Consider the following 16,208-nt stretch of genomic DNA (forward strand, 5'->3'; position numbering starts at 1 on the left):
TGATCCATAAAATATCGAGCTTTCACTTTTAATTGGGAGTGGACTAAATCCTTAATGTAAAAAGCACCCCATCACTGGAATGCTTTTTAGATTAAGTCAATCACATTGAGAAGATCGCTATAGACTCGCTCAATGGATAAAAAGGTCTGAAGAAAGGAGTACGCTCATTCAGACCATCAACCGTTTAATTAAGAAATATCAACGCACATATACTTGAGCTCTAGATATTCTTCAATGCCAAACTGAGAGCCTTCCCGACCTAAACCCGATTGCTTAATTCCACCAAAAGGTGCGACTTCATTAGAAATCAGTCCTGTATTCACCCCGACCATTCCATATTGCAGTGCTTCGCCTACGCGCCATTGGCGTGCCATGTCTTTGGTAAAAATATAACTCGCCAAGCCAAATTCGGTGTCATTTGCCATCGCAACGGCTTCAGCCTCATCATTGAAACGGAACAACGGTGCTAATGGACCAAAAGTTTCCTCTTTGGCAACTTTCATCTGCTGAGTGACATCTCTTAAGATGGTCGGTTCAAAGAAGGTTTTCCCCAATGCATGCGGTTGACCACCGACCACAATTGAAGCGCCTTGACTCACCGCATCGGCAATATGTGATTGCACTTTCTCAACTGCATCTTGATCAATCAATGGGCCTTGGGTCACGCCTTCTTCACGTCCATCACCAACACATAGTTGCTGTTCAACCGCCACTTTTAAGCGTTCACAAATCGTGTCATAAATTCCTGCCTGCACATAGATCCGGTTGGCACAGACACAGGTTTGTCCGGTATTACGGAACTTACTGACCATAATCCCCTGTACGACACGCTCAACATCTGCATCATCAAAAATAATCACAGGTGCATTGCCACCCAGCTCTAAAGAAAGCTTTTTGATGGTGGGCGCACATTGTTTCATCAGAATACGACCGACATCGGTTGAACCGGTAAAGCTGAGTTTACGCACCGTATCACTGGCACACAGGGTTTGCCCGACCGCAACCGCATCACCACTGATTAAAATAAATAGATCAGCGGGTAAGCCTGCCTGCTCTGCCAGTACCGCTAAAGCATAAGCGGTTAATGGGGTTTGTTCCGCAGGTTTAACCAGCATCGAACACCCCACAGCCAAAGCAGGTGCAATTTTTCGGGTGATCATTGCTGCTGGGAAATTCCACGGCGTAATCGCTGCGGTGACCCCAATCGCTTGCTTAAGCACAATCAAACGCTGTTGTGATTGGACAGGTGTTAATACTGAACCATCGACACGACGTGCCTGCTCTGCAAACCAACGAATGAATGAAGCCGCATAAGCGATTTCTCCACGCGCTTCCGCCAGTGACTTACCCTGTTCTGCCGTGAGAATCTGAGCTAAGCCTTCACGCTGTTGCAAAATCAACTGATACCATGCCAATAAAATATCAGCACGCGCCAAAGCAGTTTGCTGCTGCCATTGGGCTTGAGCGATGGCAGAACGCGCAATCGCTGCTTCAACTTCAGCTTGGTCAGATGCTTTGACCCAAGCCAAAGCTTGTCCTGTTGCTGCATCGTCCACCACAAAATAATCTTCAGTTGGCGCTGCATCAAAACGAATATCTGGATGCTTTAATAAAGTCTGTAATTCAAGATCAATCATGCTTCAGCCCCTGCAAGCTTTTGCAGTGCGGGTTGTTGTACTGCAATTGCATCTTGGATAATCACCAGCGCCTGATTGAACTGAACTACAGGAATCGTCAATGGATACAAGAAACGAATTACATTGCCATGCTTGCCACAGGTTAAAAGCAATAAACCCTGATCCATCGCATATTGCTGAATGGCTTTCGCCACTTCTGGTTTCGGTTGACCTGTGACATGATCACCAAACTCAACCGCCACCATCGAACCCAATGCACGAATATCAATAATATCGTTTGAATACTTTTGTGCCGCTTTGAGCATGCTCACTAACTCGTCACCCAGCGTATTGGCCCGCTGACACAACTGCTCATCTTCAATCACATCAATCACGGCATTGGCTGCTGCAATAGCAAGCGGGTTACCTGCATAAGTCCCCCCTAAACCACCCGGGTTTGGTGCATCCATCACTTCCGCACGTCCCACTACTCCCGACAGTGGGAAACCACCGCCCAAGCTCTTCGCCATAGTGATTAAATCAGCTTTAACGGGATAATGTTGCATGGCAAACAATTGGCCAGTACGGGCAAAACCCGTTTGGACTTCATCTGCAATTAAAAGAATGCCGTGCTCATCACAAATCTTGCGCAGCTGCTGCATAAATTCAACTGGCGCAACGTTGAATCCACCCTCACCTTGGACAGGCTCAAGCACAATGGCAGCCACATCATGTGCCGCAATATCTTCACTAAAAATTTCTTCTAAGCTAATCAGTGCATCTTCAACACTGATTCCTTTAGATGCAACTGGATAACGGGCATGGAATACACCTGCTGTCATCACCCCGAAATCACGTTTATAAGGAGCTGTTTTGCCTGTCATGGCCATGGTCATAAACGTACGGCCGTGGAAACCGCCACCAAAGGTGATAATGCCATGACGACCTGTTGCTGCTCGTGCAATCTTTACTGCATTTTCAACTGCTTCTGCACCTGTAGTAAAAAACGCGGTTTTCGCAGGGCCTTCAATCGGTGCACGGGCATTGATTCGCTCAGCCAAAGACACATAGCTTTCATACGGTACAATCTGATACGCCGTATGGGTAAATTTATCCAGTTGCTCAGCAACAGCTGCAATGACTTTTGGATGGCGATGTCCCGTATTTAAAACTGCAATTCCACCTGCAAAATCGATATATTCATTTCCTTCCGTGTCCCACAAAGTCGCATTACTTGCACGTTCGGCATACCATTGGCACATCACGCCAACACCGCGTGGCGTTGCTTGCTGTTTACGAGCATTTATTGCAATATGCTTTGCATCCATTTTGTTACCTCTATACGACAAAACAATAATCTTTTTGGGCATTTAAATTGCTTTATGACTCCATATTGCAAAAGCAAGGTTAAAATGCACTTTGGGTACTTAATGTGTACCTTTTATAAGGAATTGACGAGAGCCACTTTTGGACTAAAGGAGAGAGCCAATTGCGTACCCTGTTAGGAGGCTACCTGTTGCAACATTTACAACAGGCCAGTGAAGGGACCTTACCCGCTCGGGTTTTTCATTGTTTAAGAGCTGCCATTTTGGAAGGCATTCTTGCGCCCAATACTCGTCTTCCCGCATCACGTGACTTGGCCAATGAACTGCATGTTTCTCGTAATACCGTACTCAATGCCTATGAACAGTTGCGTGCCGAAGGTTATATTCAAGCGCATACGGGTCGTGGCACTTGGGTATCCGAAACACTCCCTGAGAGCTATATTCAAGTTGCTGCGGTACCCACTCAGACTGCGATAGCCAAAGAGGATACAACGCATACGCTTTCTCATCGTGGTGCAAGTTTGCTTCAGTACGCAGCCGCATCCCCTTATCAGTGGGGTGCCTTTGTACCTGGTGCGCCTGATGTGACTGAATTTCCACATGCCGAATTTAATCGGATCAAATCACGCTTAAGTCGCCAGCCTGAAATTGCCAATTTAATCTACAGCAATGCTGGAGGATGTGCGGAATTACGCCATGCTTTGGCCGATTATTTACGGATTGCGCGTTCCGTCAATTGTGAAACCGACCAGATTATTATTACTGAAGGCATCCATCAGGCAGTTGATCTGGTTTCGCGGGCTTTATGTGATTTAAATGATCATGTCTGGATTGAAAATCCAGGCTATTGGGGTGCCAAAAACTTTCTACGTATTAATGGTTTAAATATCATTCCGATGCCTGTCGATGCTGAAGGGATTATTCCGGAAGAACACCCTTCGACACCACCGCGCCTGATTTTTGTCACGCCTTCACACCAATATCCTTTGGGTTCACATCTCAGTTTAGCGCGACGGAGAAAATTGCTGGATTTGGCTAAACAGCATCGCAGTTGGATCATTGAAGATGACTACGACAGTGAGTTCCGTTTTTCTGGTCAGCCTTATCCGTCATTACAAGGTTTGGAAGATAATCCACCCGTCATTTATATTGGAACCTTTAGTAAAACCATTTACCCAGCCTTGCGTATTGGCTATATGGTGGTTCCAAAACAGTTAGTACAGCCCTTACGTACAATTTCGGCTGAGCTTTATCGTGGTGGTCACTTACTCACTCAACGTGCCTTAGCCGAATTTATCCGTGAAGGACATTATGCAGCGCATATAAGAAGAATGCGCCTGCTATATAGTAAAAGGCGTAAATTTTTGATTGAACTGATTCACCGCTATCTGGGTGATGTTTTTGTCCATGAATTTAATCACGATGCTGGACTGCATCTGGTGCTTAAATTACCTGATCACATCAATGATCTAGAGATATCCAAACTGGCGCTTTCTCGCGGAGTCAATGTTCGGCCATTATCGCAATATTATTCTGGTCTGAGTACGCCAATTCAATCTGGTCTATTGCTTGGATTTGCCTGTGTGCAGGAACAAGACATGACTTTTGCTTTTAGTATTTTACGTCAATGCCTGATTGAAAATGGTATCCGTCTAGATCCTCACAAAAATTAGTTTTTTGATTGGAGATCAATGTGCTTACTTGCCTTGGCCTATGTCATATCGATGACAAGGGCAAATACAATATCGCTTGGGCAAGCAAGCATATAATATTTGCCCTCTACTGTTTTGTTTGAAATTAATCCAAATGTACAGGAACTGCCCTGTCTGATTTTTTCCGATGGGTTACGATCAGCCCACAGATTACAACTATGAACGTTACGCCTAAAGATAAAGTGGTTTCATAGCTATATTGAGGTGACAAGAACATATAGCCCAGTACGCTCATAATCACGATAATCACAAACCAAGTCAGCCACGGAAATAACCACATTTTAAAAGGAACAGTAGCACCCTCTTTGTCTAATTGGGTTCGTAAACGCAGTTGTGACACCGCAATCACTAGATAAACCACCAATGCAATCGAACCCGTGGTTGAAAGTAAAAAACCAAATACTTGTCCAGGAAACAGATAATTCACCGCACCACAAATCAATCCAATCAATGTCGATGCAAATACCGCGATGGTCGGCACACCTGCTGCATTAATTTTCGTAACCATTTTCGGTGCTTCTTGACGAGCTCCTAAAGCAAATAACATGCGTGAAGAGGTATAAACAGCCGCATTCATACAGCTGGCCACTGCAATAAATACCACAGTGTCCATGATCATCTTGGTTTGAGGAATATTTAAGCTGACCAGAACATACTGAAAGGTACCTAGTTTTTGTAAATCGGGTGAACGCCAATCAACCAAGGCAACCGCCAGAAAAATTGAAACCACAAAGAACAGAATGATTCGATAAAGTACCAAATTGGTCGCCCGTTTGATTTTTTCTTCAGGATTTTTAGACTCCGCCGCAGCAATCGAAAGAATTTCAATGCCAAAGAAGGAAAATGCCGAGATCAAAATCGCAGATAAAACACCACCCATGCCATGTGGCATAAAGCCACCATTGGAAAATAGATGACCCACACCGCTGACATCTTTGGCTAAAGGCCACAGCCCAAATACGGCGGATGCACCAATCACAATAAACACCAAGATCGCAATCACTTTAATCAGTGCAAACCAAAACTCAAACTCGCCAAAACTTTTGGTACTAAAGAAGTTTGCCAAACTCAGTAAAATAATAAATACGAAAGCATAAATGGCACTGGATACCTGCGGAAACCATGCATGTAAAATTTCAGCGCCTGCAATGGCTTCGATCGGGATTACCAACACCCAGAACCACCAATACAGCCAACCCACACTAAAGCCTGCCCAAGGGCCGATTGCTTTGCGTGCATAAGTTGAAAATGAACCTGTATCTGGTTGCGCTACCGCCATCTCACCGAGCATGCGCATCACCAGAAAAACCAGAATACTGGTAATAATATAAGCCAATACCGCAGCGGGACCTGCTTTGGCGATTGCAGCAGATGAACCGACAAATAAACCTGCACCAATAACACCACCAATACTAATCATCGTGACATGGCGGTTAGAAAGTCCTTCACCTAATTTTGTTGTTTTTGCACTATTCATATTTTATTCCTTAAAAATACGTTTAAACCATGAATGACTCATTTCATTGTTCAATTCCTATAAAAATAAAAAGGGAAAACCAACGGTCTTCCCTCCAGCAAAAATTAATTTAACGTTGGCATAGCAAATTGTTTGGCCTCACGAATTTGCGCAGACGGCCAACGTTGGGTAATAGTTTTACGACGGGTATAAAAACGTACGCCATCTGGCCCATAGGCATACAGATCACCAAATAGTGACCGTTTCCATCCACCAAAACTATGGTAAGCAACTGGTACAGGTAATGGTACGTTCACACCGACCATGCCCACTTGGATATTATTGGTAAAATAACGCGCGGCTTCGCCATCGCGGGTATAAATACAGGTCCCATTGCCGTATTCATGATCATTGATCAAGCGCATGGCTTCCTGCATGGTTTCGACACGAATCACCTGTAATACAGGCCCAAAAATTTCTTGTTGATAGCTGGTCATCTCTGCTGAAATTTGATCAATTAAGGTCGGCCCGACAAAGAATCCATGTTCATAACCGACTGCTTTGGCATCACGTCCATCCACCACAATTTTAGCACCTTGTTGTTCGGCACTTTGGATATATGCTTGTACCTTATCTTTATGTGCTTGAGAAATGAGCGGTCCGAAGTCATTACTGGCATCCGCATAATGTCCAAACTTCAATTGCTGCATCTCTTGTTTAAGCTTGGCAATCACCACATCGGCCACTTCATCACCAATGGCCACCGCAACCGATAACGCCATACAACGCTCACCCGATGAACCAAAGGCGGCACCCAGTAAAGAGGTCACCACATTATCAATATCGGCATCGGGCATAATGATCGCGTGGTTTTTTGCACCACCCAGTGCCTGACAGCGTTTTCCTGTCGAGGTCGCTGTTCGATAAATATATTCTGCGATTGGCGTTGATCCGACAAAACTGATGGCTTGAATTTTGGGATGATGTAGTAAGGCATCGACGGCTTCTTTGTCGCCATTGACCACATTAAACACCCCATCGGGCAAGCCCGCCTGTTTAAGTAATTCAGCTAAATAGAGTGCGGCTGAAGGTGCCTTTTCAGAGGGTTTTAAAATAAAGCAATTGCCACACACAATCGCCATCGGGAACATCCACAACGGCACCATTGCAGGAAAATTAAACGGGGTAATCCCTGCAACTACACCTAAAGGTTGAAACTCACTCCAAGAATCAATATCTGGGCCAACATTTTTAGAATATTCGCCTTTTAAAAACTCAGGCGCGCCACAGGCATATTCCACATTTTCAATGCCACGCTGTAATTCACCTTTGGCATCATGACAAATCTTGCCATGCTCCTGACCTATCAACTCACACAGTGTTTCAGCATTCTCTTCAAGCAATTGTTTAAACTTAAACATTACCCGCGCACGTTTGATCACTGGCGTATCACGCCATGCAGGGAATGCCTGTTCTGCAATCTGCACCACCTGATTCACTAACTGTGTATCCGCCAAGGTTACTTCTTTGCTGATCTCACCCGTAGCAGGATTATAAACCGCTTGTTTTCGGTTGGATTTGGTGACCAAACTACCTTGGATAAAATGCCCAATCAATTGAGTGGTTGCTGCTTGAATTGAATCCGTATTGCTGAACGCATTGGCATTAAAATCTTCTAAATTATTCATCTGTATTCCTTGTCACTGTGTCTTATTTTCCATTTGCTTCTGGCAGGTACTCAGCCAGGCTTTATTTCACTTGATAAAGGGTTTCACCCACAGCATTGATCAAGCGTGATAATTGCGCTTCGGTGCTATTGAACATTGGGCCAAACTGAATGGTGTCTCCGCCAAAACGCACATAGAAACCGGCTTTCCACAACTTCATACCGATTTCAAAACTACGAATGGTGGCATCGCCATCGCGTGGTGCCAGTTGTAATGCACCAATCAAACCACAGTTGCGAATATCGATCACATTCGGTGCGCCTTTTAATTCATGTATCTGTTTCTCAAGACTCGGGGCTAAAGCCGCAGATTGAGTGATCAAATTCTGTTTTTCCAATACATCTAATGTGGCTAAAGCAGCGGCACAGGCAACGGGATGCCCTGAATAGGTATAACCGTGGGTAAATTCAACCGCATGCTCAGGCAAGTCTTGCTGCATAAAGGCATCATAGATTTCGTGGCTTGCGACAACGCCACCTAATGGAATGGCACCATTGGTAATTTGTTTGGCAAACGTGAGTAAATCAGGCGTCACACCAAAATATTCAGCCGCGGTCCATTTACCCATACGGCCAAAGCCAGTAATCACTTCATCAAAGATCAGCAAGATATTGTGTTGATCACAAATTTCTCTAAGACGTTTTAAATAGCCCTTTGGCGGCACAATACAACCTGCTGAACCAGAAACAGGTTCAACAATCACTGCTGCGATATTGGATGCATCATGTAGCTCAATCAGCTTGAGCATTTCATCGGCTAGCTCAATTCCACCTGTTTCAGCGCAACCTTTGGTAAAGCTCAGATGCGGTTGTAAGGTATGCGGTAAATGATCGACATCCATCAATTGACCAAACATTTTACGGTTGCCGCCAATCCCGCCTAGGCTTGTGCCTGCCACATTGACGCCATGGTAGCCACGTGCCCGCCCAATCAGCTTGGTTTTGCTCGGTTGACCTTTAATTCGCCAATACGCCCGTGCCATTTTGATTGCGGTATCTGCCGACTCGGAACCCGAATCGGTAAAAAATACATGCTGTAGTTTTTCAGGCATGTGCTGCACAATTTTTTCAGCCAATTGAAAAGATAATGGGTGTCCGAATTGGAATGCAGGGGAATAATCCAGTTTTGCCAATTGACGTGTTACCGCTTGCTGGATTTCAGGCAAGCTATGCCCTGCGCCGCAAGTCCACAAACCTGACAATGAGTCATAAATCTCGCGTCCTGTACTGTCGATTAAAGATGAACCTTTGGCCGCCACGATGATACGTGGATCTTGATGAAAGTTACGATTGGCGGTAAACGGCATCCAATGAGCTTGGTAATTTAAGCGCATAGAAACTTCTGACGGACTAGCTTCCAATGCATCATCTCGGTCATTTGCGGTGTCGATATCAAACATAATCACTCTTCTTGTTTTGGGGTTATTGTTGGAGTGTACAGCGCGATATAGTTTTGATAAATTCAAATTATCTTGAGTTTAGATATAAAAAAGCAAAACTAAATGAAGCCGAAAAAATTAAATCAAGTGACTGATTTTGATATAAAACTACTCAAAATATTTCAAACGGTATGTGATTGCCATAGCTTTAGCGCTGCTGAAAGTATGCTTGGCATTAGTCGTTCAGCAATTAGTCTGCATATGAGCGATCTGGAAAATCGGCTCGGTATTCGGCTGTGTCAACGAGGTCGAGCAGGTTTTGCGCTCACCGATGAAGGGCGGGAAATTCTGGAATATATTGAAGTGTTGAATGCTTCGATTGAAGTCTTTCGCGCCAAGATCAATAAAATGCATAATCAACTTAAAGGTGAGTTTAATATTGGGATTATTAATAACTTGGTGACCATGCCCAGCGCCTATATCACCAATACGCTTGCTGTGCTGGCCGAAGAAAATACCGAAGTGGTAATCAATATTAGTATGAGCACCTTATCGGATATTGAATGTCGTGTTTTAGACAATCGCTTACACGCAGGTGCCATCCCCCTTGTTACCCCATTGTCTGGCTTAGATTATTTTAACTTATATAGCGAAAACTCTTTACTCTACTGCGGTAAAAATCACCCCCTGTTTCAACATTTAGGTGACATCCACACTGCAGATTTAAAAAAATGGCAAGCGGTATTGCCGAATTATGCAACGACAGCTGAAGCGGCGAAATTACACCAACTTCTTGATTGTTCTGCCACCGCCAGTGACCGTGAAGGCATCGCCTTCCTAATCTTGACAGGAAAATTTCTGGGTTTTTTACCCGATCATTATGCGAGAAAATGGGTAGAAGATGGTTTTATGCAACCGATTTTGCAGGATGTGATGCATTACAGTACCCCGATCTGCCTGATCACCCATAAAGGCAAAAACTACAATATGATTTTAAAAACCTTTATGGAGATTTTAAAAACCAGAATTATGCAACCCATTTAAGCCTGAATTTTCTACCCAAATTTCTAATTCACATTGATATTCAACCAAAACCCCTCGTGAATATCAATGTATTGCAACGCTATGTTTATTTTGATCAACAAGATCAAAACCATTAAAAATCATAACTCGCCATCATATTAAAGCGATTATCAATTCCTTTTCGCCCCTCAAAAGTTTCACGTTCGCCATAGACGTATTCCACCCCCAAGGTAATTGGTTTATAGGGATTGTACATGGCATTGATCCAGCCCTGCCAAAGTTCTTTGTTTTGAGTCAGGTTAGTTTTCTGGATTTGGGCAAAGGTGTTGTCATCCTTGGCTTTCATATAGCCATAACCCAAGGTTGAGCGAAGCTTCGAATTAAATTGATGGGTCAGACCTGCTGAAATGGTATCGAACTCATTGCTCTGAATATGATTTTTATCATCAATCACATAACTGTTATTGGTCCAAAGCAGGAAACGGCCATCGCCTTTGACATGGTAATAATCCGCTTTTAAGAAAGTTTGTGGTGTTAACTGATATTTACCCCCGAGCCCCACACCCCATGCCCATTCCTCATCATTACTGGTTTTTTTCTCAGCCATAAAAGTTCGGCCAGACAACAAGGAACCATTCTCAAATTTATGGTTCAATCGGCCCACCAAAGCAGGTAAACGCATTTCATTATCAGGGTCTGAAGTTGCGGTATATTTTGGATCTTCAATCGCGACAGCAAAACTGGTATTGGCCGATAAATTATCGCTATAACGTAGCAGCGGAGAGCGTTGTAATGCACCACCGACATAAGTTCCTGCATCAATGGTTTCTGGATAATATTCAGGTGCAATAAAAGTGGACCAAGTCTGACCAATCAACCATTTATCAAAGGTTAAATAAGCATGACGAATACGGAATTGATCGCGTGTACTGCCACCAAAGAAATCCATTTCCAGCTTGCCACCAACATCGCCAGCGGCTGTCGGTGTTTTAAAATTTAAGCCCAAACGGGTGACATTGACGGTTGAATGCAAACGATCTTTTTGTTGAGCTTCCTCGGCAGTATGTTCCAGTGGTACACCACTGATATTGTTATACATGGTCGATGCACCTTTGGCCTGATAAGAGGCATCGGCACGGAGATAACCATATAAACTGACTTCTGCTCCACCTTTACTGATATTCAGTTTTGGCGCCTGTGTTTGAGTCGCTTGTGGCGCAGCAGCAACTGCGACTTGTGGGCTAGAGGATGTTGGAACAGGTTGCTTTACATATTGTTGCAGCATCGCGCGCAACTCTTGTACTTCCTGTCGAAGCTGTGCAATTTCAGCACTTTCAGTTCCTGAATAAGCAGCAGACATAGCCGTTAAAACTGCCGTTGCCAATATGCTTTTTTGTACCGTTATAATAAACTTTTTCATTAAAATCAATTTCCTTTCTGGCTAATCTTAAAACCCGTTTTAAGATCATTCTTGTTTGTGTTTTTCCTTTGTCGTACCGATGTACCACATCACATTTTTTATTTTTAAAACTTCAAACCATTGATTTATTTGTTTTTCACCTCCTGTTTAAATAAATAGCCACTTTTTTAAAGACAGCAGAGCCGAGCAGCGACAATTGCTGCCACTGTTAAAAACTTCGGTTAAAAGCTAAAAATTAAGTTGCTGTTTTAATGTTGAATTCCTTGTTGAGTGAAAACAGCCTTGCCAGAATGTTCCAAGGTCAAGATATCGTCCTGTTTTTTCTGGGCAATCAGTCCTTGATAGGTTAAAACTTGGCTAAAGCAATGCACCTGTTCAAAACCTGTCCGCTGAAGCAGTTGCTCATAAGCCTCATAAGAAACAGTAAAAAAGTCTTGTGCTAAACGTTCCATCATTGTCTCACTCTGCTCAATACTCAGACCATTACTCTGACATAACAAAGGCAAGGCTTTAAATTGTTGAGGATTTTCACAAGCCATCAGATCGTAGGTCATCAGCAATCCACCGGCTTTTAAGCGCTGTGAAATCTCAGCAAAAAAATCTGGTTTCAGCGCATGCGGTACAAAATGCGCAACCAAGATAGACAGTGCTGCATCAAATTTTGGCTGCCTAGACAATGCTGCTGTTTCGCCATGAATAAATTGCACACGCTCTGACTGCCCAAGCTGCTGAATCAGTGCTTGTGCTTTCTGCAACATACTTAAAGAAGGATCAACTGCCGTAAATCTCCAAGTTGGATGCCTATTCAGTAAATATTCAAGCTCATAGCCTGTGCCACAACCGACAATTAGAATCTCTGCGTCTGCACTTAAAGCCGACTGTAAAATCGCATCCACTTGTTGATGCATCAGCGCATAACCCGGAATCAGACGACGGATATGATCGTCATAGCGTTCCACCACTTTCTGACTGTTAAAATCTTTCGCCATTTGATCCTCTTTTTTTTGAAAAAGCCTTAAACGGTCAGCATCGCATCAACAGATAACTGCTTTATAGAAGGTTTAGCCGCTTCGATACTTAAGCCCAATTTTTGAAATAAAGCTTGGTCACGACTTTCACCGGCATTGGCAGTGGTTAACAGTTTTTCACCTGAAAAAATAGAATTAGCACCGGCCATAAATGCCAAGGCTTGATCGGAATCGGTTAATGCTTCGCGCCCAGCCGAAAGTCGAATATAACTTTGCGGCATAAGCAGTCGTGCCACCGCGATGGTCCGTATCCATTCAATCACATCCAGTTTTTCTACTTGAGCCAAAGGTGTCCCTTCGATCGGCACTAACATATTAATCGGTACAGACTCTGGATGTAGCGGCAAAGTCGCTAACTCATGTAAAAGACCAATTCGATCCTCTCGGCTTTCACCTAAACCGACAATACCGCCACTACAGACTTTCAACCCTGCCTGACGAACATGGTCCAGTGTCTCCAGTCGATCATCAAAAGTTCGGGTGCTGATAATATGGGAATAATATTCCCGCGAAGTATCCAGATTATGGTTGTAATAATCCAGACCAGCCTCTTTTAAACGCTCCGCCTGAGAAGCATTCAGCATGCCCAAGGTCATACAAGTTTCCAGCCCTAAAGCTTTGACCTCGCGCACCATATCCAATACATAAGGCATATCGCGCTCATGCGGATTGCGCCATGCGGCACCCATACAAAAACGAGATGCGCCTGAAGCCTTGGATTTTTGTGCCTCTTGAATGACTTTCTCGACCGCAACGCGTTTTTCTGCTTCCAGTTTTGAATCATAACGCGCTGATTGCGAACAATACTTGCAATCTTCAGGACATTTGCCGGTCTTGATCGAAAGCAAAGTACTGACCTGAATCGTATTCGCCGTAAAATATTGTCGGTGCACCTGTTGTGCCTGAAACAGCAAATCTAACAATGGCTGCTCATAAAGCGCCTGTATTTCCACACGTGACCAATCATTTCTAATCTTCATTTCTTGATCCTGACATCCTCTGTTTAGATAGCAACCATGGCATCAAAGCTCCTCCTCAGTCTCAATACACGGGAGAGGAATACGGTTTTAATCAAAAATTTCAGCAGTCAAATTCAGCTCTGCCCGCATGATTTCCTGCAATTTAAATTTCTGTGCTTTGCCTGATGCGGTCATTGGGAACTCAGCAAAAAACTTCACGTAACGTGGCACTTTGTTATGTGAAATATGCTCTTTGCAGAAACTGCGGATACTGTCTTCATTGCTTTGATGGTGCTCGTGTAAAATGATGCAGGCACAGAGCTCCTCCCCATAACGCATATCGGGCAAACCAATCACTTGCACATCGCAGACATCGGGATGGGTATATAAAAAGTCTTCGATTTCTTTTGGAAATAGATTTTCACCCCCGCGAATCACCACATCTTTAATTCGGCCTTTGATTTTGACAAAGCCTTCAGCATCCATTTCAGCAATATCGCCCGTGTGCATCCAACCCGCTGCGTCGATCACTTCTTTGGTTTTTTCAGGCTCATCCCAATACCCCGCCATGACCGAATAACCACGGACACAAAGTTCACCGAGTATCCCTAATGGAACGATTTCACCTTCTAAATCGACAATTTTGACTTCCAAATGTGGATGAACATGCCCCACCGTGCTGACCCGTTTATCAATTGAATCATCAATATAACTCTGCACACTGACTGGAGAGGTTTCGGTCATGCCATAACAGATGGTAATTTCTGACATATGCATGCGGTCAATCACACGCTGCATGATTTCTCTCGGACATGGACTGCCTGCCATGATACCGGTACGCAAACTGCTCAAATCAAATTCGGCAAATTGCTCATGTTCCAAAATGGCAATAAACATGGTCGGCACACCATAAGCCGCGGTACATTTTTCCTGCTCAATGGTTTTTAAGCTTTCCAATGGATTAAACACGGACGCAGGATAAACCATGGTAGCACCATGGGTAATACAGGCCATATTGCCCATTACCATGCCGAAACAATGGAATAAAGGAACTGAGATACAGACGCGATCTTGGGGCGTTAAGCCAATCCCTTCACCAACAAAATACCCATTATTCAAAATATTATGATGGGTCAACATGGTTCCTTTTGGATTGCCTGTTGTTCCTGAAGTAAATTGAATATTGATGGTTTCATCAAACTGCAATTGTTTGGCTAAGCGCTGTAACTCATCGAGCTGCGATTGATTTGGAGTTTCGAGTAAATCGCTAAAACGATAGATACCGCTATGCTGCTGCTCATCAATTTTGATCACATATTTTAAATGTGGTAAACGGGCTGAATGAAGCACTTTATCGGAGCTAGATGTCAGCTCAGGTGCAATCTTAGTGAGTAATTCTTGATAATCGGTGGTCTTGAACTGTGAGGCAATGATCAAGCCTTTGCAGGAAACTTTATTGAGTACATATTCCAGTTCATGACTTTTATAGGCGGTATTCAGATTCACTAGAATAATGCCAGCTTTGAATGCGGCAAATTGGGTCACCGTCCATTCCACGCAATTAGGTGACCAGATTGCCAGTCTATCGCCCTTTTTCAAACCCAGCTTGAGCAGACTACAGGCAAACGCATTCACTTCATGCTGCAGTTGTTTATAGCTTAGGCGTCGGTTCTGATGCGAACTGACAATCGCCTCTTGCTCAGCATATTGCTGGCAGGCCTGATCAAATTTATCTCCAATCGTCATCCCCAACAGGGGCTGCGAGCTGGTTCCAGAGGCATAGCTTAACCGTACGTGTTGCATTGAATCATTCTCCTTGATTCTTTTTTAATTCTGTTCTTAGCTAATCTAATTGTTGTGACTGCAACTACTCTTCAAACTGCTTATTGTTGTGATTTTAAACCGTTCTATCTGCCCTACTTTTTCTGTACTGCATCCACACAAAAGTCAGCAATCTGTTTGGAAAAATAGTCTTTGTGCGTCTGATCAAACTTGGTATTTTGTGCTGGATCTAAAGGTTCAACCACCACATAGGTCATCGCACCGACCACACACATAGCGGTTGTGTTTAAGTCATCCAGAACAAACTCGCCACTTGCATTTCCATCCGCAAGGATTTTTTTAATACTTTGTTTAATCAGTTGCTTTACCCGAAAACGCTCATGTTCTACTGTTGAATCTACAGGTTCAAACATCAGTGAATAGGCCAACTGCGGGCTATTCAATGCCCGTTTTACAAAGGTCGCGACGGCCTTGTGCAATTTTTGTTGTGCGGTCAGATCACTTTCTGTGATGGCATCAATCACCAACAGTTCGGTATTGATGGCTTCCGACAAAACCTCAATTAACACCTGACTTTTATTGTCAAAGTAGCGATAAACCAGACCACTTGAGACCCCTGCTTGCTCAGCAATGGTTTGTATCTGTGCGTCTTTGAACCCTCCCTCTGAAATTAATTTTCTGGCTGAACTCAAAATCGATTTACGATTTTTCTCCATCCTCTCCTGCATTAAGGTTGATCGTTTATAGCTCATAAATTTTATTCTCTAACAAATAAAGTGAAT

Annotated in this window: 12 protein-coding genes; 2 read left to right on the forward strand and 10 right to left on the reverse strand. The window is 43.7% G+C overall.

All coding sequences use genetic code 11. The features are described 5' to 3' along the window. Positions 1–188 precede the first annotated feature (188 nt). A complete protein-coding gene (locus Aba26S_RS04595; RefSeq protein WP_043970262.1) occupies positions 189–1,637 on the reverse strand; it encodes an NAD-dependent succinate-semialdehyde dehydrogenase in 1,449 nt (482 codons plus the stop codon). Beyond that, positions 1,634–2,944 carry a 4-aminobutyrate--2-oxoglutarate transaminase gene (locus Aba26S_RS04600; RefSeq protein ID WP_043970265.1) on the reverse strand — a complete coding sequence of 437 codons (1,311 nt, stop codon included), beginning with the start codon at positions 2,942–2,944 and terminating at the stop codon, positions 1,634–1,636. The genes Aba26S_RS04595 and Aba26S_RS04600 overlap by 4 nt, the downstream gene beginning before the upstream one ends. Positions 2,945–3,105: 161 nt before the next feature. On the opposite strand from Aba26S_RS04600, the gene Aba26S_RS04605 reads away from it, so the two are divergent. Further along, entirely contained in the window at positions 3,106–4,614 is a 1,509-nt protein-coding gene (locus tag Aba26S_RS04605; protein WP_043970266.1) for a PLP-dependent aminotransferase family protein, read from the forward strand. A 124-nt stretch (positions 4,615–4,738) separates the two neighbouring features. Here Aba26S_RS04605 and Aba26S_RS04610 read toward each other — a convergent pair whose 3' ends face one another. From Aba26S_RS04610 to Aba26S_RS04620, 3 genes are all read right to left on the reverse strand, one after another. Further along, positions 4,739–6,130 (reverse strand): amino acid permease, encoded by a 1,392-nt coding sequence (locus Aba26S_RS04610; RefSeq protein WP_043970268.1) that lies wholly within the window; start codon positions 6,128–6,130, stop codon positions 4,739–4,741. A gap of 104 nt (positions 6,131–6,234) precedes the next feature. Next, positions 6,235–7,797, reverse strand: a complete 1,563-nt coding sequence (locus Aba26S_RS04615; RefSeq protein ID WP_043970269.1) for a CoA-acylating methylmalonate-semialdehyde dehydrogenase — start codon at positions 7,795–7,797, stop codon at positions 6,235–6,237. A 61-nt stretch (positions 7,798–7,858) separates the two neighbouring features. Next, positions 7,859–9,241, reverse strand: a complete 1,383-nt coding sequence (locus Aba26S_RS04620; protein ID WP_168926883.1) for an aspartate aminotransferase family protein — start codon at positions 9,239–9,241, stop codon at positions 7,859–7,861. A 96-nt stretch (positions 9,242–9,337) separates the two neighbouring features. Here Aba26S_RS04620 and Aba26S_RS04625 point away from each other — a divergent pair, with 96 nt between their 5' ends. Then, positions 9,338–10,258: a LysR family transcriptional regulator gene (locus tag Aba26S_RS04625; RefSeq protein ID WP_043970273.1), complete on the forward strand. Its 921-nt coding sequence runs from the start codon at positions 9,338–9,340 to the stop codon at positions 10,256–10,258. 112 nt (positions 10,259–10,370) lie between these two features. Here Aba26S_RS04625 and Aba26S_RS04630 read toward each other — a convergent pair whose 3' ends face one another. The 5 genes from Aba26S_RS04630 to Aba26S_RS04650 form a co-directional block, all read right to left on the reverse strand. Then, positions 10,371–11,657: a DcaP family trimeric outer membrane transporter gene (locus Aba26S_RS04630; protein ID WP_043970275.1), complete on the reverse strand. Its 1,287-nt coding sequence runs from the start codon at positions 11,655–11,657 to the stop codon at positions 10,371–10,373. 248 nt (positions 11,658–11,905) lie between these two features. Next, entirely contained in the window at positions 11,906–12,646 is a 741-nt protein-coding gene (locus Aba26S_RS04635) for a cyclopropane-fatty-acyl-phospholipid synthase family protein (protein ID WP_043970278.1), read from the reverse strand. Between the two features lie 26 nt (positions 12,647–12,672). Further along, on the reverse strand, positions 12,673–13,665 hold the full coding sequence (bioB, locus tag Aba26S_RS04640) for a biotin synthase BioB (RefSeq protein ID WP_043970279.1): 993 nt from the start codon (positions 13,663–13,665) through the stop codon (positions 12,673–12,675). Between the two features lie 87 nt (positions 13,666–13,752). After that, positions 13,753–15,447 (reverse strand): AMP-binding protein, encoded by a 1,695-nt coding sequence (locus tag Aba26S_RS04645; protein ID WP_043970281.1) that lies wholly within the window; start codon positions 15,445–15,447, stop codon positions 13,753–13,755. Between the two features lie 113 nt (positions 15,448–15,560). Beyond that, complete coding sequence (locus Aba26S_RS04650; protein ID WP_043970283.1) at positions 15,561–16,178, reverse strand: TetR/AcrR family transcriptional regulator; 618 nt, start codon at positions 16,176–16,178, stop codon at positions 15,561–15,563. Positions 16,179–16,208: the final 30 nt, after the last annotated feature.

This window comes from Acinetobacter sp. NBRC 110496, assembly GCF_000876115.1.
In the GTDB taxonomy this organism is placed as follows: domain Bacteria; phylum Pseudomonadota; class Gammaproteobacteria; order Pseudomonadales; family Moraxellaceae; genus Acinetobacter.